Here is a 22,090-nt window from a genome sequence, read left to right as displayed (position 1 = left end):
GGGGATGGCGGCGAACAGCGTGTGGCGAGGTCCTTCGTCCACGTGTACCGGGCCGATGGTCCGGCCCATAGATTGTGCACACCCACCCCCTCGAAACCGACCTCCGGCGAACCCCTGGTGTCGAGAACCACGGCGTAACCCATGACGCGAGATGCCTCACTCCACCCCGGTAGGGTCGGCCCGGACATACATCCGAGGGGGATTTTCAGCTGTGACCGAGATATTGATCGCTGTTCTGATCGCGGTCGTCGTGGTGGCGACGCTCGTCGTCGTGGTCCGGACACGCAGGACGACACCGGCCGCTCGGGTCGATCCGCTCGCGGACTATCCGGAGGTGTGGGACCCGTACACCATCGGGGTGGGCGACATCATCACCTACGCGGGCATCGACCACGTCGTGCGCGGCACCATCACCCTCGACGAGGAGGGATACCGCTGGCACGAACACCTGCTCGACGGCTCGACCGGCCGTCGCTGGCTGACCGTCGAGAACGACGAGGGTGAACTCGAGATGACACTGTGGATGCGTCGCGAGGGCACCGGTCTGGAACCGAACGGCGACGTGATCCTGGACGACCGCGTGTACCGGCAGATCGAACGCGGCACCGCGCGGTTCACCGCGGAGGGAACGACCGGCACCGCGCCGACGGGCACCGTCGACTACGCCGACTACGCGACGGCCGACCGCGCCGGCCTGCTGTCGTTCGAACGGTGGGCGCGCACCGCGTCGTGGGAGGTGTCCACCGGGCGCGCCGTCACCCGCAGCGAGCTCACCGTCATCCACGCCGGTCCCGCGCAATGAGTGTGCATCTGCTCGACGTCGAGACCCGGGACGTCTCGGCGGGGCAACTGGGTCTCGTCGTCGATGCCCCGGCGCCGCGTCCGCTCGTGGAGTTGAATCTGACCGATCCTGCAGCGGGGGAGCTGACCCTCGGGGTGCTCGGCGCCTCGCACGTCGTCACCGCGACCGCGCGCGGCCGCACCCTCACCGAGCAGGTGTCGTGCGACGCGATCGCAGCGGGTGGCCGGCCGTTGCCCGACGTCGAACACCGGCAGGGCTACCGGTTCACCAGCCACATCGAGACGGTCTCCCGACGGGCGCTCGGCCGCCGCGCCGAGATGCTGCGCACCGGGGCCGCCGGACGGTCCGGCTGGCTGTGCGCCGAGTTCCCCGGCGACCGCGACGCACTCACCGTCCTGACCGCCGCCGCTACCGGAGGCCACTGGCATTGGCGCACCTGGCATCTGTATCCCTACCGGGACGAGTCGGTGATCGTCGAGACCGAGAGCGTGTGGCAGCCGTGAAACGCATGTTCGCCCTGATCGTGCTCGGCGCGATGGCACTGGCAGTCGCCGGTTGTGGTGCGCCGGTCCGGGACTGGCTCGCGGACACCTACGAACTGCGCGACAGGAACGGAGACGTCGCCACCTACTACAGCCCGGATCCTGTGGGCATCACGGTGGCGAACATCGTCGACGAGATGGAACCGGCGGCACGCAGCGCGGACGGTGGTCGCGAGTACCTGCGGTACGACGACGACATCGTCACCGTCGGCGCGGCCCCCGGCGGCGGCAGCACCATCACCGTCGAAGACCTCGGCGGCCGCTACAGCAGTGGCGGATACGCCTATCTCGGACCGGGATTCACGCCGGGATCACCCGCAGCCGGGAACACCTCGGGCGGATCGGGAGACGCAAAATGACCGCGAACACCTATTCGGGAGTACAGAACATGACCGTCACCTGGTTGGCTGCGGACATCGAGATCGGCACCGTCGACCCGGTCCTGCTGGTCGGCGGCGTCCTCGCGACACTCGCCTACTTCGTCGTCGGAATCGGTGTCCTGGCAGCAGGATTCGCCGTGCTCGACGCACTGACCCCCGGTAATCTGCGTCACCAGGTGTACGTGGACCGAAACCCGAACGCGGCGTTGCTGCTCGGTGCCAACCATCTCGCGCTCGCCATCATCGTGGTCACCGCGATCCTCACCAGCTCCGACGGATTCGCGCAGGGCCTGGTGGATTCGGCCGTCTACGGACTCGTCGGAATCGTGCTGCAGGCGGTGGCGCTGGTGATCATGAATCGGGCGCTGCCCGGGCGTCTCGTGTCGTTGGTCGGTGAACCCCACATGAGTGGGGCGGCATGGGCCGTCGCGGTCACGCTCGTCTCCGTCGGCCTGGTCAACGCCGCCGCATTGTCGTGACGATTCTCGATCCGGAACCGATCACCGCGGCGCGGCCCCTCGGTCGCCGGGCGCGGGTGGTGCTGCTCGCCGCGGTGGCGGCGTGCGCGGCGTGCGGTCTGGTGTACGAACTGGCGCTGCTCACCCTGTCGGTGAGCCTGACCGGCGGCGGCATCACCGAAACATCGTTGATCGTAGCCGGTTTCGTCGCGGCCCTCGGTGCCGGAGCGCTGCTCGCCAAGCCGCTGCTGCCGTACGCGGCGCAGGCCTTCGTCGGTGTCGAGGTGGTGCTCGGGCTCGTCGGGGGACTCAGCGCGGCGGCGCTGTACGTCGCGTTCACGTTCGTCGGCTCGTCGACGTGGGTGCTCGTCGTCGCGACCGCGGCGATCGGCATGCTCGTCGGCGCCGAGGTGCCGCTGCTGATGACGTTGCTGCAGACCGGCCGGGACTCCGACGCCCGCGAAACCGGGAAGGTGCTGGCGAATCTCAACGCCGCCGACTATGCGGGCGCGTTGCTGGGTGGGCTGGTGTGGCCGCTGATTCTGCTGCCGATGGCCGGGCTGATCCGCGGTGCGGCGCTGACCGGGATGGTGAACCTGGGTGCCGCGGCGGTCGCGGCACTGTTCCTGTTGCGCGGGCAGTTGCGGCCGGCCGCACGGATACTGGCGGTCGCCGCGTTGCTGCTCGCGGCCGCCGTGCTGGGGTGGCTGCTGGTGCGCGCCGCCGATATCGAGACGACGTCGCGGCAGCGGTTGTACCCCGATCCGGTGGTGTTCGCGCAGCGTTCGCAATACCAGGAGATCGTCGTCACCGATCGTGCCGGCGACGTGCGGTTGTACCTCGACGGGGACCTGCAGTTCTCGAGCCGCGACGAACACCGCTACACCGAGGCGCTGGTGTACCCGGCGCTGGCGCGCAACCCCGAGCGGGTGCTGATCCTCGGCGGTGGTGACGGTCTCGCGGCACGAGAGGTGTTGCGCCACGACACCGTTCGCGAGATCGTGCAGATCGAACTGGACCCCGCGGTCATTGATCTGGCGAACACCCGCCTGCGGGATCTCAATGCGGCTGCGCTGCAGGATGATCGGCTCACCCTCGTGATCGACGACGCGTTCCGGTGGCTGCGCGAACGCAGCGGCGGCGGGTTCGACGCGGTGATCGTGGACCTGCCCGACCCGGACACCCCGGCGCTGGGTCGGCTCTACTCCACGGAGTTCTACGGACTGGCCGCTGCGGCCCTGAATCCGAACGGCCTGCTCGTCGTGCAGTCGGGCAGTCCGTATTCGACGCCGGATGCGTTCTGGCGGACGGTGGCCAGCGTCGAAGCGGCGGGCCTGGGGGTCACGCCCTATCACGTGTACGTGCCGAGTTTCGGGGACTGGGGATTCACCCTGGCGCAGGTGGGCACCGCACCGGAACTCGCGTTGTCGCCGACGGCCGCGCCGCGGCGCTTCCTCGATCCCGCGACCCTCGCGGCGGCGGCGGTGTTCCCGCTGGACCGCGAACGGCGCTCCCTCGAACCCTCGACATTGGACCGCCCGCGCATCGTCGACGACATGCGGCGCGGCTACGAACGCTGAGTCACCTGCAGGACCCGAGCCACCTGCGTCCGTTGCAATAGTGTGTGACACACACTATCGTGTTGGACATGCTCGATCCCGAGGTCGTCGCCGTACACGGACAGGAAGTGCGCCGCGGATCCGTCGTGGTCGCCAGCTTGTTGATGTTGCGCACGCCCGGGTACGGCTACGGACTGCTCGAAGCGCTGGCCGATGCGGGTTTCGCCGTCGAGGCGAACACGCTGTATCCGCTGCTCCGGCGGCTCGAGAAGCAAGGGCTGCTCGTCAGCGAGTGGAACACCGACGAATCGCGACCGCGCAAGTTCTATCGAACGTCCGCCGCGGGCGAGGAACTCGCGACGGAGTTGCTGCGGGAATGGACGGCACTCGGTCGCAGTCTCGAAGCGCTCGATCGCGGGACCGCCCCACCCACCACCGAAGGAGGCGCACCATGACTCTCACCGATCGCTACGTCGCCGCGACCTTGCGCAGTATCCCGGTGGACAAGCGCGACGACATCGACCGCGAACTGCGTGCGTCGATCACCGACGCCGTCGACGCGCGGGTCGAGTCCGGTTCCGACCCGGCCGAAGCCGAAGAACGCGTGCTCACCGAACTCGGTGACCCGGCCCGTCTCGCCGCCGAATACTCGGAGCGGCCGCTCTACCTCATCGGGCCGGAACTGTATCTGGACTGGCGACGGCTGCTGTCGGTGCTCCTGTGGATCGCGCCGATCCCCGGCGTCGTCGTGCTGGTGCTGGATGTCCTCGACGGAGCCTCGGCGATCTCGGCACTCGGGTCCGGAATCTGGACGGCGGGGACGGTCGCGCTGCACATCGCCTTCTGGACGACCGTCGTCTTCGCCGTGCTCGAACGCACCGGCGCTTCGGTCGCGAATCCGACGGGCGCGTGGACCGTCGATCGGCTTCCGCAGGTGGACGAATCTCGACGAGTGCCGTTGTCCGACACCGTGTTCACGGTTGCGATCTACGTGTTCCTGTTCGTGTTCCTGATCCTCCAGCGAACCTATTCCGGATTCCGATCCGACGACGGATCGGCAATCGCGATTCTCGACCCCGATCTCTGGTCGTTCTGGATCCCGGCGTTGCTCGTCCTGCTGGTGCTCAGCGCCGTCTTCGAAGTCGTCCTCTACGCCATCGGCGGATGGACGATTTCCATGGCGGTGATCAACACGGTCCTCAGCCTGCTGTTCACATTGCCGGTCATTTGGCTCGCCGCGAGCGACGAACTGTTCAACCCCGACTATCTCGTCGCCGCGTTCGGCGAAGCGACGGACTCGGCCAGCGCCGCTTCGACGGCGGTGATCGTCGTGGTCGCTCTCGTCGCGGTGTGGGACATCGGCGAAGGGTGGGTGAAGGCGCTGCGGGACAGGGGGACTCACGCCTGTTAGTACCCGACCGCGAATGTGAAACTGCTCCCCGGAGACCGGAACCGAATTTCTCGGCCCGGCCTTCGGGAAGCAGTTCGCCGGAGGAATTTCGAAAGGTCACGCGACTTCGTCGAGATCCACGCCCTTCGTTTCTCGGCTCAGGGTGAGGGCGATCACCGTGATCGCCATCGTGATCACCAGGTAGCCGACAACCGTGCCGACACCGAAGTTCTCGATCAGCCAGACCGCGATGAACGGCGCCGGGGCACCGGCGATGATCGACGAGCCCTGGAAGACCAGTGACGATCCGGCGTAGCGGTAGCGCGTCGGGAACAGTTCGGTGATCCACGCGGCCTCCGGTCCGGCGAGCATGCCGTGGAAGAGCGCACCCACGCACACACCGATCCACAGCATCGGCAAACTCTCGAGCTGGACCAGCCAGAAGAACACCGGAGCCCATACGACGAGGACGATCGCCGGCACGAGCATCGCGGTCTTGCGACCCACCCGATCGGACCATGCACCGCCGCCGATCATGCCGACGAACTGGAACAGCGAGGCGCACGTCACCGCCATGATGATGTCGCCGCGGTGGAAGTCGAAGTACGTGGTGGCGTACGCGATGACGAAGACCGTGTAGACATAGAACGCGATGTTCTCGCCGAGGCGCATGCCCAGACCGGTGAGGACGGCACGCGGACGCGACAACGCCTCGAGGATCGAGGACCGCTCCTGCGCAGCCGGGGCCTTCGCGGCCTGTTCCTGTGCGGCCTTGAATACGGGCGACTCTTCGACGCCGCGGCGCACCCAGAAGCCGATGATCAGCAGCGGGATCGCGAAGAGGAAGGCGACGCGCCAGCCCCACTGGTCGAATGCTTGGTCCGAGAGGAAGAAGCCGATCGTCGATACCACGATGGTCGCGAGGACGGTGCCCATCGGAGCACCTGCCTGTGGCCATGAGGCCCAGAAGCCGCGCTTCTTCGGCTCGCCGTATTCGCTGACCAGCAGCACTGCGGCACCGAACTCGCCGCCGAGCGCGAAGCCCTGGATCATGCGCAGCACGACCAGCAGGACCGTTGCCCAGATGCCGATTCGGTCGTAGGTGGGAAGCAGACCGATCGCCGCGGTCGCGGTGCCCAGCATGAGGAACGTGGCAACCAGCATCGGCTTGCGGCCGAACTTGTCACCGAGGTGTCCGAAGACGATGCCGCCCAACGGGCGGGCGACGAAGCCGAGACCCTGCGTGGCCAGCGCCAGCAGCAGCTTGGCGACGCCGCTGTCCCCGGGAAAGAAGAGCGGACCGAGGACGGTCGCGGCGAGGATGCCGTAGATCGCGAAGTCGTACCACTCGAGCACGGCACCGGCCATGCTGCCGGTGAGGACGCGCTTGAAGCTGGATCTGGGTGGCTGGTCGGTGACGATCGAGCCCGGCGGTACGTCGGTCCTGGTGACAGTCGGTGATCCCATGACGGATCCTTTCGAGGTTGGAGATTCGGGAAGGGTGGTCAGAGCGCGAGGGTGATCTTCTTGCCGCACGCGCGCGAGCAGCACGTCATCATCGACTTGTTCTGAGCTCGTTCGGTTTTGGTGAGAACCAAGTCGCGATGATCGATTTCGCCGTCGAGGACGGTGGCTTCGCACGATCCACACAATCCTTCTTCGCAGTCGCTCTGGATGTCGATGTTCGACGCGCGCAGGGCGTCGAGCACCGTCTGGTCGGGCGCCACCTGGATGGTCAGACCGGAGTCGCGCAGTTCGACCTCGAACGGGTGCTCGTCGGCCGGGTCGAGCGTGGCGAGGTTCGACGTGAAGTGTTCGATGTGCAGCGAGTCGTCGGGCCAGTGCGACGTCGCGTCCTCGAGGGCGGTGAGCAAGCGCTTCGGGCCGCACGAGTAGATCTGAGTGTCCTCGACCGGCGTCGCGAGCAGGGCTCGGATGTCGAGGCGGTTGCCCGCCGCACCCGAGTGCACCACCAGCCTGTCGCCGTGCTCGTCCGAGAGTCGGTCGAGCAGCGCCATTGTTGCGACATCTCTTCCGCAGTAGTGGATCTCGTAATCCTTCCCGGATGCTTTGGCGTGGTCGGCCATCGCGACGATCGGGGTGACGCCGATTCCGCCCGCCACAAAGATGTAGCGCCGGGCATCCGGGTCGAGCTTGAAGTGGTTGCGCGGACCGCGCATCTTCAGGGTGTCGCCGGCACGCAGCGTGTGGTGCACGTAGCGGGAGCCGCCGCGGCTTGCGGGTTCCTCCAGCACTGCGATTTCATAGTGCGACAGGTCATTCGGATTGCTGCACAGCGAGTACTGCCGAGACAGGTCGCCGAGTTCGACGTCGATATGCGATCCCGGAGTCCACTTGGGTAGCGGCCTGCCCGACGGATCGGACAGGCGCACGCGCACGACGCCGTCGGCGGCGGGGGTGATGGAGTCGACCGACACGGTGCGTGAAATGCCGGTCTTCGACGGTTCTCCGATCTTCACTGGACGGCGATCATCGAGGATCGACGGATCGGCACGTTCGGGATTCTTCTCCGGGTCCCACTGCACCCACACGTGATCGGGGCCGCGGAACGACGTGTTAGGCAGGTAGGTGAACTCCTGATCCGGGACCAGTTCCATGTGGGGGAGGCGCTTGGTGAACTCCTCGAGGAAGATCTGCATCTCCATGCGTGCCAGGTTCTTACCCATGCACTGGTGACTGCCGTACCCGAAGGTCAGGTGATCGCTCGAGTTCTCCCGGCGGATGTCGAAGTCGTCGGCGTTGTCGAAATGACGCTCGTCGTGGTTCGCGGATGACGTCACGATCAGCAACTTCGAGCCTTCGGGAATCGCGATGCCACCGATCGTGGTGTCGGCGGTGACCAGGCGGCGCCACGCGGCGACCGAACCCGAGTGGCGCAGGCACTCCTCGACGGCATTGGGGATCAGGCTCGGGTCGGCGCAGATCTCCTCCCACACGCTGCGGTTCTCGAGCAGCAGGCGGAAGGCGTTCGCGGATGCATTGGCTGTAGTCTCGTGTGCTGCAACGATTCCCGCCATCATCATCGAATGCAGGTAGGAGTCGGTGACGACGTCGGGCTGCTCCTGCTGGACCCGGATTCCGAACGGCATCCAGCCGTGGCCGGATGGGTCCTTGCGCATCTTCTCGAGGACCTGGCCTGCGTACTGCCAGAATTTGCCGACGGCCTCGGCGACCGCAACCTGCTGCTCGGGTGCCGGCCGGCCCCAGGTGTTCACGGTGTGCGCGATCGAGTACTTGCGCATCGTATCCATGTCTTCTTCCGGCACGCCGAGGAAGTGCAGCGCCACGGTGAGCGGGACCTCCCACAGCATTTCGTCGACGAGGTCGGCTTTTCCGGACTCGATGAAGCGATCGACGTACTCGCGGGTGAGCCGGCGAACCATCGGCTCGTGGTGGACGAGTTCCTTGGGGGTGAACGGGTCCATCAGCGCCCGTCGTCGCGGCATGTGCGCGGGTTCGTCCTCGTTCACGAGAGTGCGCGCCATCGCGTAGTCGTACTTCGCGAGCGTCGCGGTCGCCTCGTCCGAGACCGGAGTGATCTTCTCGAGTGCGATCGACGGCGAGAACAGGATGTTGTCGCGAAAGACGGCCTTGACGTCTTCATACCTGGTCACGACCCAGTATCCGAGTTCCGGGCTGTAGAACACCGGCTCCTCATCGCGCGACCAGCGCAGCGACGCCGCAGGGTCCACCTGGTACGGGCCGGTGAAGGGATCGAAGGCGGCGGCATTCGCGGAAATCGGGCAGCCCGCGGTCTGAAGGGCCGTGTGATCGATCGGGCATGCGCTCATGGCTTGCATCTCCGTCTGTGTTGGACTCGCATTGAGCTGCGAAGTTACTAATAACGCACAACATGTAACTGTGAGCGAACTTCGATCAGGGTAAGCGTGGTCACATTCGCGGTCAAGTGCGGCCCAGGGAACGGTGAACGGGACTGTCGCGGGGAGACGGGTACCACGATGTGGACGTTGCTGCGGTGTGAGTGCGCAGCTTCGCGAGGGAAAGCTGTTGTGGGGAGCGTCAGACGTTGATGAGGCGCTCGATTTCGCGGGCGGTGCGCATGACCGCCTGCGCCGCGCGTTCGGTGTCAAGGCCGTCTATTGCAACGACGCCGACGCTCCGTTCGAGGCCGGCGCCCGGCCCGACTCCCTGTGGGAGTGCGATACCGGACGCGATACCGACTGCGCCGTGCTCGAGCTGGCCGCGGGTGAGGCTGTAGCCGTCGGCCCGAGCTCGGCGTACCGCCTCGGAGTCACCCGGCGATTCGGGTCGCAGGGCGAGGATCGCGATGCCTGCGGCGCCGCGGTCGATCGGATGGCTACTACCGACGCGATAGCCCACCCGCAGCAGCGTGCCTTCCGGCTCGGCGACCATGATTACGACGCAGTTCTGCCCTTGGGCGACGGACACGAATGCCGTCGCGCGGGTCTCGTCGGCGAGCGTGTGCAGTATCGGATTCACCTCGACCGCGAACTGCGGTTCGAATCTCGACGCGAGCACCACCGCGGCGGCGCCCAGGCGTATCCGGCCGTCCGAGGCCCGGGCGACCAGCGAATGCTCTTCGAGAGTGGCGACGATTCGATAGCAGATAGCTCGGTGCACATCGAGTTCGCGGGACAGGTCCGCTACAGAGATTCCGGATGGCGACTGGGACACGATGTCGAGTGCGCGCAGCCCACGATCGAGCGTCTGCAAGGTGCTCATGTGGGTCCTTCTCGGGCCGGCCGGGGCTGTCTGTCCGAGTCCTTTCTACAGAATTTTCCGAGTGGAGCGGTAACTGTCGCAGTGCAATGCTCATCGCGGCGCGCGGGTGCAGTCTCCTGGCAGACGTATCGGCGGGGCGAGGTAGTTAATGGATATACTATCTTGGTGAATTCCCGGAAATCGTCGGCCTCGAATATCTCCACAAGTAGCCGCGATAGTGTGGGCCCCATGGATGGTGGGCAGAGCGAGGTTGGGGGATCGGCAGCGCCGGACTCGCTCGACTACTGGTCGTTCGTCGAACTCGCGAAAAGCCGGCTGGGCAGCAGATACGGCGACTACCACCGCAATGCCACCGAGGTGCTGCTCACCCTGAACCGGGCGTCGGACGTCGTCACCTACGACCTCGAATCCACCGTGCACCGGCCCAACGGACGGTCGTGGTCCGCGTACCGCCTGCTGTTCGTCGTGTGGCTGGCCGGGCCGATCGAACCGAAGGGCGCCGCACGGCTGACCGGCATGAGCCGCGCGGCCGTGTCGAATCTGGCAAAACCGCTGGTCGAGGCAGGTCTCCTGGAGCGGACGCCGGCGAGTCACGACGGCCGATCGGTGCAGTTGTCGCTCACCGAGGCGGGGGAGCGCGAGATCTCCGAGGCGTTCCGCGCGCAGAACGAGCGCGAGGCGGCGTGGGTCGAGGTGCTGACCGAGGCCGAACAGCAGATCCTCGTCATGCTCCTGAACAAGCTGATCACGAACCGCAGCCAGTTCGACGTGCGCGGACGTAACTGATCGCGGGAGCTCCGTGCTCGGTCAAGGGTGTGGATACTCCGATCGTCACGACCTCGTGACCGTTCCGTGGTTGCTTTCGTCCCGGAAAACTAGTTAATGTGTTTATTAACACCGGGGCGCAACCGCCTCGATCGGCCTGAGGAACCTGCGAGGAGCTGAACCCCATGGCGTTCTACCGACAGCTCGGCGTCATCCCGCCGAAGCGTCACACCCAGCACCGCGACGAGAACGGCAACCTCTACTACGAGGAGCTGATGGGCGAGGAGGGCTTCTCGTCCGACTCGTCGCTGCTGTACCACCGGCACATCCCGTCGGCGATCGTCGATGCGACCGTGTGGGAGCTGCCCGACCAGACCACCACGCCGAATCATCCGCTCACGCCGCGGCACCTCAAGCTCCACGACCTGTTCCCCGAGAACCTGTGGGCGGACACCGACGTCGTCACCGGCCGCCGCCTGATCCTCGGCAACGCCGACGTGCGCATCTCGTACGTGGTGTCGAAGAAGGAATCGCCGCTGTACCGCAACGTCGTCGGCGACGAGATGGTCTACGTCGAATCCGGCACGGCCACAGTCGAAACCGTCTTCGGCACGCTCGAGGCGAAGTCCGGCGACTACGTGCTGCTGCCGATGGCGACGACGCACCGCTGGATCCCCACCGGCGACGAGCCGCTGCGCGCCTACGTCATCGAGGCCAACAGCCACATCGTGCCGCCGAAGCGTTACCTGTCGCGGTTCGGCCAGTTCCTCGAGAACTCCCCGTTCTGCGAGCGCGACCTGCACGGCCCGACCGCCCTCGTCGAGGTCGAGAACCTCGAGGGCGAGGTCGAGGTGCTCGTCAAGCACCGCACGTCGCACGGCATCGTCGGCACCCGCTACGTCGTGCCCACGCACCCGTTCGACGTGGTCGGCTGGGACGGCTGCCTCTACCCGTACACCTTCTCCATCCACGACTACGAGCCCATCACCGGTCGCGTGCACCAGCCGCCGCCGGCACACCAGGCGTTCGAGGGCAACAACTTCGTCATCTGCAACTTCGTGCCCCGCAAGGTGGACTACCACCCGCTCGCCGTCCCGGTGCCGTACTACCACTCCAACGTCGACTCCGACGAGATCATGTTCTACTGCGGCGGCGACTACGAGGCCCGCAAGGGATCCGGCATCGGGCAGGGCTCCATCTCGGTCCACCCGGGTGGGCACGCGCACGGCCCGCAGCCCGGCGCATACGAGCGCAGCATCGGCGTCGAGTTCTTCGACGAACTCGCCGTGATGGTCGACACGTTCCGCCCGCTCGAACTCGGCGAGGGTGCGTTCGCGTGCGAGGACACCACCTACGCCGGAAGCTGGAACCGCAATCGAGGTGCAGGCAAGTGACAACTCTCGGAACTCTGTTCACTGGACTGTGTGACGACGCCGCACTGTTCCCGCCGGGCAATGCCCCGCTGGAGCAGGCACTGCCTGCGCACGCCGGACACCGTATCTCCGACTACTCGGATCTGGTGGGGCTGTTCGTCTTTCCCGTTCCGCGCATCGAAGAACTGGTCGAGTCGCTCGAATCCCGTCCGCTCGGCGGCGAACTCGCTCTGAGCATCACGGCTCCGGGTGGTCCCGCGACCGTGTCCGCCGCGGTGGCTCGGCTGCGTGAACTCGACGGCGTGACCGTCGAGGCAGCGGAGATCGCGGTTCCCGCCGACAGCAGCGCCGACGAATTCCTCGCTGCGCTCGACGTTGTCGCCGCCGAACTCCCAGGCGTCGCACTGTTCGTCGAGGTGCCCCGCGACGACCGTCGGCCCGCCCTCCTGGCCGGGCTCGCCGGGACGCCGCACGCGGCCAAGTTCCGCACCGGCGGTGTCGTCGCCGAGGCCTACCCGGACGAGACCGAACTGGCCGAAGCCATCCGGACCGCAGTCAACGCCGGCGTGCCGTTCAAGGCGACCGCGGGTCTGCACCACGCGATCCGGAACACGGACCCGCACACCGGCTTCGAGCAGCACGGCTTCCTCAACGTGCTCGCCGCGGTGGATGCCGCACTGGACGGCGCGGACGTGGCCGGCCTCGCGACGGTGCTCGCCGACCGCGACGGTGCCGCCGTCGCCACCCGCCTCTCCGCGCTGTCGCCGGCACGTATCACCGAGGTGCGCAGCCGGTTCCGGTCGCTCGGTACCTGCAGCATCGTCGAACCGCTCGTCGATCTGATCGACCTCGGCCTGGTGCCCGCAACCGTTCTCCCGATTACCGAAGGATCACCCGCATGACCGTCATCGACATTCCCGAGGGTTCGCTCTTCGGCATCGACAACCTTCCCTACGGCATCTTCTCCACCGAGGACTCCGAACCGCGCGTCGGCGTCCGCGTCGGCGACACGGTGCTCGACCTGAGCCGGGTCTTCGAGGACGACGTGGTCTTCGCCGAGCCGTCGCTCAATGCCTTCATGGCACAGGGCCGCCGGCGCTGGGACGAAGTGCGTTCCGCCATCAAGGAACTCGTGTCCGGGGAGGTCGCGGACGACGCGGTGTTCCCGATCGCGGACGTGACGCTGCACCTTCCGATCGAGGTCGCGGACTACGTCGACTTCTACGCGTCGGAGAACCACGCGTCGAACCTCGGACGGTTGTTCCGCCCGCAGAACCCCGATCCGCTGATGCCGAACTGGAAGCACCTTCCCGTCGGCTACCACGGCCGGTCGTCGACGGTGGTCACCTCGGGTGTCGACATCGTGCGCCCGTGCGGCCAGCGCAAGGGCCCGAACGATCCGGCGCCGGTCTTCGGTCCGTCCATCCGCCTCGACATCGAAGCCGAGATGGGGTTCATCGTCGGTGTCGGCAGCCCGATGGGCTCGCAGATCAAGCCGGACGAGTTCGCCGAGCACTGCTTCGGCGCGGTCATCCTCAACGACTGGTCCGCCCGCGACATCCAGGCCTGGGAGTACGTGCCGCTCGGCCCGAACCTCGGCAAGTCGTTCGCGACGTCGATCTCCCCGTGGGTCGTGCCGCTCGCCGCACTCGAAGCCGCCCGCATCGACACCCCGGTGCAGGATCCGGAACCGCTGCCGTACCTGCAGGGCAACGAGAAGTGGGGCCTGGACATCGACCTCGAGGTCGAATGGAACGGGGTCGTCGTCAGCCGCCCGCCCTACGCGCAGATGTACTGGTCGCCGGCGCAGATGCTCGCGCACACGTCCGTCAACGGCGCCGCCACCCGCACCGGTGACCTGTTCGGCTCCGGCACCATCTCCGGCCCGGAGAAGAACCAGCGCGGCGCGTTCATCGAACTCACGTGGGGTGGAGCCGAACCCGTTCAGGTCGGCGACGAGACCCGCACGTTCATCGAGGACGGCGACGAGATCGCGATCTCGGCGACCGCACCCGGCCCGAACGGCTCCCGGATCGGCTTCGGCGAGGTCCGCACCCGGATCCTGCCCGCCAGCGGCGCCGGCAACTGAACCCGGTCTTCATCGAGACCAGGTCCGCGCAGTAACCGGAGCGCCTCTGGAGCGAACGTCGGACCACAAGAGTGATGCCCGGGACCCACGAGGTCCCGGGCATCACTTGTCGGTCGAGACCGGTGTTGTTCGCGACTTCCCCTGCAGATTCCGCAAACAACATCGATCTCGTCGTCGCACCCGGATTCAGAACCCTGGTCTGCGGGGCAGTTCGGGCAGGGGGATCTGTGGGGGCGCGGGAAGTGCGGGCATCTGGAACTGCGGCACGTTGGGAAGGAGCCCCGCTGGTTGCGGTGGGGCCGGCGGAGCCGACGCGTCGTCCGGCGCACTTTCCTGCGTATGCGGCGTGGTGAAGGTCTGCGTCGGAGACTGCGTCCGAGACTGATAGGTGGCCGGAGCCCGGGTCTGTGCGGGGACCCTCGGCTGGTCTTCGATCACCGGCTGGTTGTCGATCACCGGCGGAGCGTCTTCCGGAGACGTCGTCGCATCCGCGATCGTGGTGGGCTGTGGCGCCACTGCCTGCGTAGCCGAGGGTGCCTGGGTGTTCTGTGGCGTGGCGGCCGGTTGCGCGTCGTCGTCGGAACCCGGAAGCAGGCCGATGGCGAGGCCGACGACAGCGACGGCGGCGACGACACCGCCGGCGATGAGGAAGCCCAGACGTTTCGACGGCAGTGCGGTCGGGTCGGTGGTGTCGGTCGCGTCGGTGGTGTGCCGGATTTCGACGGTCCGGAGTTCGACGGTGTCGAGGTCGTGGCTCGACGGGCCGAGCGCGGGTGTTTCCGTCGGGGCTACCACCGCGCTGGTGAGGGTGTCGGTCGCCGGCTGCGCGAGCAGGGCCGCACCGTCCGCCGCGACGAGTTCGGGCTGTGCGGGCACGATCACCGGAATGTTGAGCCACGACTCCATTACGGAGGTGACCAGCGGGATGTTGGCACCGCCGCCGATGAGTACCGCGGCGTCGGGGGTGCGCCCCGAGCGGCGGATGACTTCGCGGGTGAGACGGGCCGACGTCTTGACGGGGTCGTCGATGAGCGAGCCGAAGCTGTCCTGGGAGAGCAGCAGCAGACCGCCTTCACCCGGCATGCACACTGCGTCGCTGGTGGACAGCTGTTCCTTCGCATCGCGGCATCTGGCGGTGAGGGCGAGGTGTGCTGCTGTGTCGATGGGGCGGGTGAGGCGGTGCTGTTCGAGGTGGTGGTCGTAGATCAGCCGGTCGACGAGGTCGCCGCTGATCTCGTTCGAGCGTACGGTGCTCAGCACGAATCTCATGGTGCGGTCGACGACCGTGATGGTGAGGCCGGAGCTGCCGAGATCGTAGAGCACGAGCGTCTCGTGGTCGCCGAGATCGCCTGACGCTTCCAGCATTTCGAGCGCTGCGGTCACTTCGGGGACCAGTTGGAAGTTGTCGATGTCCAGTCGGGCCATCGCGGTTTGAACGGCATCGGCCTGTGCCTCGTTCCGGTACGCGACGCCGATGGCCTGTATCTGGTCGATCTCGCCGGTTCGGGTGAGGACCGTCTCGAGGGATTCTGGGGCCGGTTCCTCCGGCCGTTCGAGTAGTGCGGTCACCGAGTGCGATCGGAAGATGGGGCCGTCGAGGCGCTCGGTGTCGCGGCGCGCGAACCGCACAGCGCTGGCACCGACCGACATACCGAGAACTGACGTCATGACGCCGACTATAACGGTTTGGTCACGGGTCGCGCGCGGCGAGCATGCCTGGCGCTGTGCTGTCGGCGATGTTGCCGGTGACGCCGTGCAGTTAGGGTGGCGAACATGACGCACACCACACGACGTTGGGGACTGACCGTTCCCCTCGACGGGATTCCGCTCCCGGACCAGCGCAAACTGATCGAAGAGCTCCCGGATCTCGGCTACACGGACGTGTGGTCGGCAGAGGCGGGCGTCGCCGATGCCTTCACGCCGCTCGCCCTCGCGAGCGTGTGGGCGCCGACCCTCCGTCTCGGTACCGCGATCGTCCCCGTCTACACGCGCGGCCCCGCAACCCTCGCCATGTCCGCGGCGACCCTGGCGAGCGCGGCGCCGGGACGGTTCGTGCTCGGCGTGGGCACCTCGTCCAACGTGATCGTCGAGAAGTGGAACGGCATACCGTTCGAGGAGCCGTTCAAACGTGCCCGCGACACCCTGCGCTTCCTGAAGTCCGCGCTCGCGGGGGAGAAGGTGAGCCAGGAGTACGACACGTTCACGGTCGACGGGTTCCGTCCGGGACTCGTCGCCGATCCCGCACCGCCGGTGCTGCTCGCCGCCCTGCGACCCGGCATGCTGCGGCTCGCCGGCCGGGAAGCGGACGGGGCGATCGTCAACTGGTTGTCCGCGGACGACGTGCGCACCGTGGCCCCCTACGTGCACGAAGGCGGCGACGGCAAGGAGATCGTCGCGCGCATCTTCGTGCTCCAGGGCTTCGACACCGACACCGCCCGCGCGCTCGGCCGGCGCATGATCGCCGCCTACATGAACGTCCCCGTCTACCGCGCATTCCACGAGTTCCTCGGACGATCGGACGAGTTCGCCGGTATGTGGCGGCTGTGGGAGGAAGGCGACCGCAAGGGCGCGCTCGACGCGATCCCGGACAGCGTCGTCGACGACCTCGTGATCCACGGCCATCCGGACGCCTGCAGGGAACACATCGAGCGCTACACCGAGGCCGGCGTGACGACGCCGGCGATCGCGCTGGCGACCCCGGGCGATCCCGCGGAAGCGATCCGCGCGCTGGCTCCGCGCTGATCGCCTCGCCCGGATCGATTACGGAGTCGGTGGGTCCGGTGGGTGGCTGCGCCCGGTGACCGCATCGCGCATCTTGTCGAGCGTGGCGGCGGCCGTGCCCATCATCTTCTGCGCGCCCGGTCCGGACGGTGTGTCCGGATGCGGGCGCGTGGGCGCCTTCTTCTTGGCGTTGAGGAGAGTTGCCCCCAGTTCCTGAAGTTCGCTTTCGCTCAGTTCGGCGGCCAGACGCGGCCAGACCACGTTCTGCTCGTACGCGATGTGTTTGCGGCCCGCAGTGATGAAAGCGGCCAGTGCACCGTGGTATTCGTCTTCGCCGGGTTTGCCGTTCTCGAGCTTCTGAAGGAGATGCTTGCCCGAGTTCTCCTGTGACATCGCGTCGTCGGCGAGTTTGTCGCCGTCCTCGAGTCGTTCCCGTACCAGGGGCCAGAAGTATTGTTGTTCGATCGCTTCGTGTCTCGACTCCGCGACGACCAGATCGGTCACCATGGTGCCCAATCCGCTGAGCTGGGCACCGCTGCCCTGCGGGGCTCCGTCGAGAACCTCGAACATGCCCAGCACGCTCTCGTGGTCGTTCCTCAGGACAGTGAACGCATCCACCATTGTCATCGCCTCCGGTTCGGTGGTGGTCGCGACGTGATACCCGGCGCGGTCCTGCGGTAAACGACGCACGGTGTCCGGGCGGAGGCAGTTTCCCTCCGTGCGTCCCGGGTACCCGCCTCCAGACCCTGTGCACACACAGATGAGGGAGTGACATGTTCATCCACAACAAGGACCTACAGTTCGAGGTGCGGGTCGACCGACCCGACCCGCGATTCGCCACTCTTCTGCAGGAGCAGTTCGGTGGCGCCAACGGCGAATTGAAAGCCGCGATGCAGTACTTCACGCAGGCGTTCATTCTGCGCCGCAAGAACCCGAAGATGTACGACTTGTTCATGGACATCGCCACCGAGGAGCTGAGTCACCTCGAGATGGTGGGATCGATGATCACGATGCTGTTGGACGGTCTCAACGACGACCTGAAGATGGCGAACGAACGGTGCGACTGGATGCCGCTGGTGTCCACCGCCGACGGCAAGGAACAGGCGATCCATCAGGTTGCCGTGAATCCGCTGTACCTGGCGCTGACCGGCGGCGGTCCCGACGTGAGCAACTCGGCCGGAGTCCCCTGGACGGGTGCATACGTCAACGCCAACGGCGATCCGACCGTCGACCTGCGCAGCAATCTCGGCGCGGAAACGCGGGCGAAGATCGTCTACGAGTACCTCAAGCAGTTCACCGACGACCCCGGCGTGCAGGAGACGCTCACCTTCCTGATGACACGCGAGGTCGCGCACTACCAGCAGTTCACCGCGGCCCTGAACGAACTGCCGGTGAACTTCCCGCCCGGTGCGCTCGCAGGTGACGACCGATTCCAGAACCTCGCGTTCAACATGTCCAACGGTGCGGAGTCGGTGCGAGGCCCCTGGAACGAAGGTCAGGGTCCGTGGCCGCAGGGCATGGAATGGAAGTACGTCGAAGCGCCGACCGAGCAGTGGCTCGGAACCGACATCCGGGAGAACCACGGCGTGGACAACAACCCGCAGGGCGGGCCCGAGGTGCACGGAACGAAACCGTTCACCCACGAGCACCACACGCCCGCCAACTGACGGGATCGACTGCGCGGCGAGCCGGGGCCCGTGCCGCCCCGGCCGTCGGGCAGGATCGGGTGCATGGGCACAGAAGGCACGGTGGAGATCGTCGGCGAGGACTTCTCGGATGCGCGGCTGGACGGCCGGGAGTGGACGAACCACACCTACACCGGTTGCACGTTCCGCGACGCCGACCTCAGTGGACTGATCACCGATCACGTGGTGTTCACCGACTGCGACTTCACCGGCGCGGACCTGTCCGGATCCCGGCACGCCGCCACCGCCTTCCGATCGTGCACCTTCGATCGAACAACCCTGTGGCACAGTGAATTCCAATACTCGAGCCTGCTGGGCTCGACCTTCGAGCAGTGCCGGATACGCCCGGTGCTCCTCGACGAGGTGGACCTGACCCTGGCCTCGCTCGGCCGGGCCGATCTGCGCGGCGTCGACTTCACCGGCTGCCGGCTGCGGGAGACCAATCTCGTCGAAGCGGACCTGCGCACCGCCACGCTGCGCGGCGTCGACCTGACGGGTGCGCGCACGACGGGTGTGCGACTCGACGGTGCGGACCTGCGCGGCGCACAGACCGGACCGGCGCTGTGGACGACGGCGAAGCTCGAAGGCGCGAAGATCGACCTCACGCAGGCGGTCGCGATGGCCTCCGCGCTCGGGCTGATCGTCGAGCAGTGATCACGATTCGGTGAAAGCGGTTAACGACATTCGACCCTCGGGCGACTATTCGGGCAGACCTCATCGCAGGAGTGCCCATGTCCGAGACGCCGAGGAGGCCCGCCTCCGAGATGCCGAGGAGGCCCGCCAGTAGCGGGATCTCGCGTGTCACAGTAGTGGCCGACGACGGGGTGCCGCTGGCCGCGACGATCGAGGGACCGCGGGACGCCGCGCTGACCGTCGTCCTCGTGCACGGCCACTGTCAGGACGCCGACAGCTGGAACGACGTCCGCCGCCACCTGGCGCCCGAAGTGCGCATCGTGCGTTACGACCAACGGGGACACGGACGTTCGGGATCCGGTGAAGTGTCCTCGCTTACGCTCGACGGCCTCGCCGGCGACCTCGACGCCGTGTTGCGGACGCTGGTGCCCACGGGGCCGATCGTGCTCGCCGGGTACTCGATGGGCGGCATGGTGGCGATGGCCTACGCGCGGCTGTATCCCGCCGCGATCGGCGCCCGCATCGTCGGGGTCGCGCTCATCGCGACCGCTGCGTCGGGGCTCGCGGAACACGGGGTGGGTCGCTATCTGCGGCACCCGGCCGCGTCGATGCTGCACGGGGCGGTCGCGCGCGCACCTCGGGCGATGGAGGTGTCGAAACGGGCCGGTGGCCGGTTGTGCTCATTGCTGTCCCGCGGCCGCGAGGGCGACTCGTGGCTGCGGACCGCCGGACTGGTGCTGTCGAGCACCACGTCGGTGGTGGCGTGGTCGCGTCTGCTCGCGGCGTTCGCGGTGCTCGACGAATCCGCGGCGCTGGTCGCTCTCGCGAGGGTGCCGGTCGTCGTCGCCGCCGGAACCGCGGATCGATACGTCCCCATCGCGCATTCGGAGGCGATCGTCGATCTCCTGCCGCACGCCGAGTTCGTGCGGATCGTGGGGGCCGGGCATCGGATCCTCGCCGAATGCCCTGATCAGGTGGCGTCCGCGCTGGGACGGTTGCTCGGTGTTCTCAGTCCGGTCGACGGACCGCTGCAGCGCAGCGCGGTCTGATCGGTCCTCGCTCCGCGAATCGTTGCCCACGTCGAATGCCCGACGCCCGGGCCGTTCGGTCCGGTCCTCCCGTCCACCGGTACGGCCGGTTGTGCGGTTGCCGGTGCGGTGTGAGCCTCGGGCGATGACTCACCAGTCGAGCACCGATACCACGGCGATCACCAATCTGCTCTACCGCTACGCCGAGCACATGGATGCGGGCAGGTTCGAGGATGCGGCGTCGCTGTTCTCGCACGCCCGCGTGCGGTTCGGGGGCGAGCACGAGACCGTCGGGGGAGCGGGTCTGGCCGACATGTGGCGCTCGATGGTGAAGATCCATCGGTGCGGCACCCCGCGAACGAAGCATGTCGTTGCGAATCCGCTGCTCGACGTCGATGCCGCGGCCGGGCGCGCCACGTGCCGCTCGTACTACACCGTGCTGCAGGCGACCGAGGATCTGCCCTTACAGGTCGTCGCAGCCGGCCGCTACCTCGACGAGTTCGAGCGAGTGGACGGTCGGTGGCGCTTCGCGTTCCGTGACTACTCGTTGTTCGACCTGCCGGGGAACACGGGTGAACATCTGCGTGGCACCACACGCAGTCTCCCTACCGACCGCGCGGATGTCACCGCGGTGATCAACCGCTACTCGGATGCCCTCGACGACCGCGACTGGGCGAGCCTGGACGACTTCTTCACCGAGGACGCGGTGGCACGCTACGGCAGCGAGGGCAGCACACCGGTGACGGGGCGGGCCGAGATCGTCCGGATGATCCGGTCGAATCTCGACGGTTGCGGCCCGTCACAGCACCTGTTCGGCAATCTCGTCGTCGAGATCGACGGGGACGTCGCCAGGTCGTCGTGCAAGGCCCGCGTCTGCCACTTCGGTGCCGGCGAGCGAGCCTCGCTCGAGCCGTATGAATGCTTCGGCGTCTACCGGCACACGCTGCACCGGACCTCGGACGGCTGGCGGGTCACGGAGTTGCTGTTCGACGTACGTCATGCGGCGGGGGACATCCGGGTCCTGCAACCGCGCTGACGGGCCGGCCGTTGCGGTGGTGCCGGACGTATTCGTGCGGCAGTCTGGGGCCATGACCGAGACCAGTGTTGCTCCCGTTCTCATCGCCGTCGACGACGCCAGCGGAATCGGCGTCCTCACCCTCAACCGTCCGCAGCAGCGCAACCCGCTGTCGGTGGACACGATGCGCGAGGTGATCCGGGGAATGCGTGCGCTGTCCGCGGACAGCCGGGTGATCGTGATCCGGGCGGACGGTCCGGTGTTCTCGGCCGGGCACGACCTGCGGGAGATGATCGGGCGCACGCTCGAGGAGGAACGCGCAATCTTCGACGTGTGCAACGAGATGATGCGCACCGTGCAGTCGATTCCGCAGCCGGTCATCGCATCGGTGCAGGGCCCGGCCGTCGCGGCGGGATGCCAGCTCGTCGCGTCGTGCGATCTCGCGGTCGCGGCGACCGACGCGGTGTTCGGAACTCCGGGTGTGCGGATCGGCCTGTTCTGTTCGACGCCGATGGTCGCGGTGAGCCGCGCCGTCGGCCGCAAGCGTGCGCTGCAGATGCTGCTGACCGGCGACACGATCGACGCCGAGACGGCCGCCGACTGGGGGCTGGTGAACTTCGTCGTGCCGCCCGAGGAGCTGGAGATCCGGACGACGGAACTGGCGGCGAAGATCGTCTCGGCGTCCTCGGCGACGGTGCGGATCGGCAAGGAAGCGTTCTACCGGCAGATCGATCTGCCGCAGGACGAGGCGTACGAGGCGATGGCCGAGACGATGGCGGCGAATGCGGTGATCTGCGATGCGCAGGAGGGCATGTCGGCGTTCGTCGAGAAGCGTTCGCCGGTCTGGCAGGGACGCTGAACCGGGGTCGAAAGAGCGGTGATCTTGGGTCTCGACCAAAGGTTGGACGTCCTATAGCCTGACTTC

At 67.1% G+C, this 22,090-nt stretch carries 22 protein-coding genes; 17 read left to right on the top strand and 5 right to left on the bottom strand.

Features of this window, described 5'->3' with window-relative positions:
• The first annotated feature begins 211 nt into the window (after positions 1-211).
• The 7 genes from ACWDTS_RS19130 to ACWDTS_RS19100 all read left to right on the top strand — a co-directional run bounded on the left by ACWDTS_RS19130 (position 212) and on the right by ACWDTS_RS19100 (position 5,152).
• Positions 212-802 (top strand): DUF4178 domain-containing protein, encoded by a 591-nt coding sequence (locus ACWDTS_RS19130; RefSeq protein WP_248676633.1) that lies wholly within the window; start codon positions 212-214, stop codon positions 800-802.
• Positions 799-1,305, top strand: a complete 507-nt coding sequence (locus ACWDTS_RS19125) for a DUF2617 family protein (protein WP_248676632.1) — start codon at positions 799-801, stop codon at positions 1,303-1,305. Before ACWDTS_RS19130 ends, ACWDTS_RS19125 begins: the two co-directional genes overlap by 4 nt.
• The gene (locus tag ACWDTS_RS19120; protein ID WP_374068655.1) at positions 1,293-1,703 is read left to right on the top strand and encodes a DUF4247 domain-containing protein; all 411 of its coding nucleotides are present in this window, start codon (positions 1,293-1,295) and stop codon (positions 1,701-1,703) included. Before ACWDTS_RS19125 ends, ACWDTS_RS19120 begins: the two co-directional genes overlap by 13 nt.
• Before the next feature lie 29 nt (positions 1,704-1,732).
• A complete protein-coding gene (locus tag ACWDTS_RS19115) occupies positions 1,733-2,203 on the top strand; it encodes a DUF350 domain-containing protein (protein WP_197251565.1) in 471 nt (156 codons plus the stop codon).
• Positions 2,194-3,762 carry a polyamine aminopropyltransferase gene (locus ACWDTS_RS19110; protein WP_450118827.1) on the top strand — a complete coding sequence of 523 codons (1,569 nt, stop codon included), beginning with the start codon at positions 2,194-2,196 and terminating at the stop codon, positions 3,760-3,762. The genes ACWDTS_RS19115 and ACWDTS_RS19110 overlap by 10 nt, the downstream gene beginning before the upstream one ends.
• Before the next feature lie 68 nt (positions 3,763-3,830).
• Complete coding sequence (locus ACWDTS_RS19105; RefSeq protein WP_450109921.1) at positions 3,831-4,196, top strand: PadR family transcriptional regulator; 366 nt, start codon at positions 3,831-3,833, stop codon at positions 4,194-4,196.
• Entirely contained in the window at positions 4,193-5,152 is a 960-nt protein-coding gene (locus ACWDTS_RS19100; RefSeq protein WP_450118812.1) for a permease prefix domain 1-containing protein, read from the top strand. Before ACWDTS_RS19105 ends, ACWDTS_RS19100 begins: the two co-directional genes overlap by 4 nt.
• Before the next feature lie 96 nt (positions 5,153-5,248).
• Here the strand turns inward: ACWDTS_RS19100 and ACWDTS_RS19095 are convergent, their stop codons facing one another.
• The 3 genes from ACWDTS_RS19095 to ACWDTS_RS19085 all read right to left on the bottom strand — a co-directional run bounded on the left by ACWDTS_RS19095 (position 5,249) and on the right by ACWDTS_RS19085 (position 9,856).
• Complete coding sequence (locus ACWDTS_RS19095) at positions 5,249-6,598, bottom strand: MFS transporter (protein ID WP_450118811.1); 1,350 nt, start codon at positions 6,596-6,598, stop codon at positions 5,249-5,251.
• Positions 6,599-6,636: 38 nt separating this feature from the next.
• A complete protein-coding gene (locus tag ACWDTS_RS19090; protein ID WP_450118810.1) occupies positions 6,637-8,943 on the bottom strand; it encodes a cytochrome P450 in 2,307 nt (768 codons plus the stop codon).
• A gap of 229 nt (positions 8,944-9,172) precedes the next feature.
• Entirely contained in the window at positions 9,173-9,856 is a 684-nt protein-coding gene (locus tag ACWDTS_RS19085) for an IclR family transcriptional regulator (RefSeq protein WP_248673477.1), read from the bottom strand.
• A gap of 228 nt (positions 9,857-10,084) precedes the next feature.
• On the opposite strand from ACWDTS_RS19085, the gene ACWDTS_RS19080 reads away from it, so the two are divergent.
• The 4 genes from ACWDTS_RS19080 to fahA all read left to right on the top strand — a co-directional run bounded on the left by ACWDTS_RS19080 (position 10,085) and on the right by fahA (position 14,083).
• A complete protein-coding gene (locus ACWDTS_RS19080; RefSeq protein WP_197252979.1) occupies positions 10,085-10,642 on the top strand; it encodes a MarR family winged helix-turn-helix transcriptional regulator in 558 nt (185 codons plus the stop codon).
• Between the two features lie 164 nt (positions 10,643-10,806).
• Complete coding sequence (locus ACWDTS_RS19075; RefSeq protein ID WP_450118809.1) at positions 10,807-12,015, top strand: homogentisate 1,2-dioxygenase; 1,209 nt, start codon at positions 10,807-10,809, stop codon at positions 12,013-12,015.
• Positions 12,012-12,896: a hypothetical protein gene (locus tag ACWDTS_RS19070; RefSeq protein ID WP_450118808.1), complete on the top strand. Its 885-nt coding sequence runs from the start codon at positions 12,012-12,014 to the stop codon at positions 12,894-12,896. The genes ACWDTS_RS19075 and ACWDTS_RS19070 overlap by 4 nt, the downstream gene beginning before the upstream one ends.
• A complete protein-coding gene (gene fahA / locus ACWDTS_RS19065; protein ID WP_197252982.1) occupies positions 12,893-14,083 on the top strand; it encodes a fumarylacetoacetase in 1,191 nt (396 codons plus the stop codon). The genes ACWDTS_RS19070 and fahA overlap by 4 nt, the downstream gene beginning before the upstream one ends.
• A gap of 186 nt (positions 14,084-14,269) precedes the next feature.
• On the opposite strand, the gene ACWDTS_RS19060 is transcribed toward fahA, so the two are convergent.
• Positions 14,270-15,751: an Hsp70 family protein gene (locus ACWDTS_RS19060; RefSeq protein ID WP_450118807.1), complete on the bottom strand. Its 1,482-nt coding sequence runs from the start codon at positions 15,749-15,751 to the stop codon at positions 14,270-14,272.
• Between the two features lie 105 nt (positions 15,752-15,856).
• Between ACWDTS_RS19060 and ACWDTS_RS19055 the strand changes: the two genes are divergently transcribed.
• Complete coding sequence (locus tag ACWDTS_RS19055) at positions 15,857-16,825, top strand: LLM class F420-dependent oxidoreductase (RefSeq protein ID WP_197252817.1); 969 nt, start codon at positions 15,857-15,859, stop codon at positions 16,823-16,825.
• Between the two features lie 18 nt (positions 16,826-16,843).
• Here ACWDTS_RS19055 and ACWDTS_RS19050 read toward each other — a convergent pair whose 3' ends face one another.
• Entirely contained in the window at positions 16,844-17,422 is a 579-nt protein-coding gene (locus tag ACWDTS_RS19050) for a hemerythrin domain-containing protein (RefSeq protein WP_197252826.1), read from the bottom strand.
• 155 nt (positions 17,423-17,577) lie between these two features.
• On the opposite strand from ACWDTS_RS19050, the gene ACWDTS_RS19045 reads away from it, so the two are divergent.
• The 5 genes from ACWDTS_RS19045 (at position 17,578) to ACWDTS_RS19025 (ending at position 22,024) form a co-directional block, all read left to right on the top strand.
• Positions 17,578-18,471 carry a manganese catalase family protein gene (locus tag ACWDTS_RS19045; RefSeq protein ID WP_450118806.1) on the top strand — a complete coding sequence of 298 codons (894 nt, stop codon included), beginning with the start codon at positions 17,578-17,580 and terminating at the stop codon, positions 18,469-18,471.
• Positions 18,472-18,534: 63 nt separating this feature from the next.
• Positions 18,535-19,143 carry a pentapeptide repeat-containing protein gene (locus ACWDTS_RS19040; RefSeq protein WP_450118805.1) on the top strand — a complete coding sequence of 203 codons (609 nt, stop codon included), beginning with the start codon at positions 18,535-18,537 and terminating at the stop codon, positions 19,141-19,143.
• A 155-nt stretch (positions 19,144-19,298) separates the two neighbouring features.
• Positions 19,299-20,171: an alpha/beta fold hydrolase gene (locus ACWDTS_RS19035; RefSeq protein WP_248673470.1), complete on the top strand. Its 873-nt coding sequence runs from the start codon at positions 19,299-19,301 to the stop codon at positions 20,169-20,171.
• A gap of 124 nt (positions 20,172-20,295) precedes the next feature.
• On the top strand, positions 20,296-21,186 hold the full coding sequence (locus tag ACWDTS_RS19030; protein ID WP_450118804.1) for a nuclear transport factor 2 family protein: 891 nt from the start codon (positions 20,296-20,298) through the stop codon (positions 21,184-21,186).
• Between the two features lie 52 nt (positions 21,187-21,238).
• Entirely contained in the window at positions 21,239-22,024 is a 786-nt protein-coding gene (locus tag ACWDTS_RS19025; RefSeq protein WP_450118803.1) for an enoyl-CoA hydratase, read from the top strand.
• Positions 22,025-22,090: the final 66 nt, after the last annotated feature.

The sequence above is a fragment of the Rhodococcus sp. NPDC003383 genome, from assembly GCF_053589115.1.
This window is presented reverse-complemented; position numbering and strand designations above follow the sequence as displayed.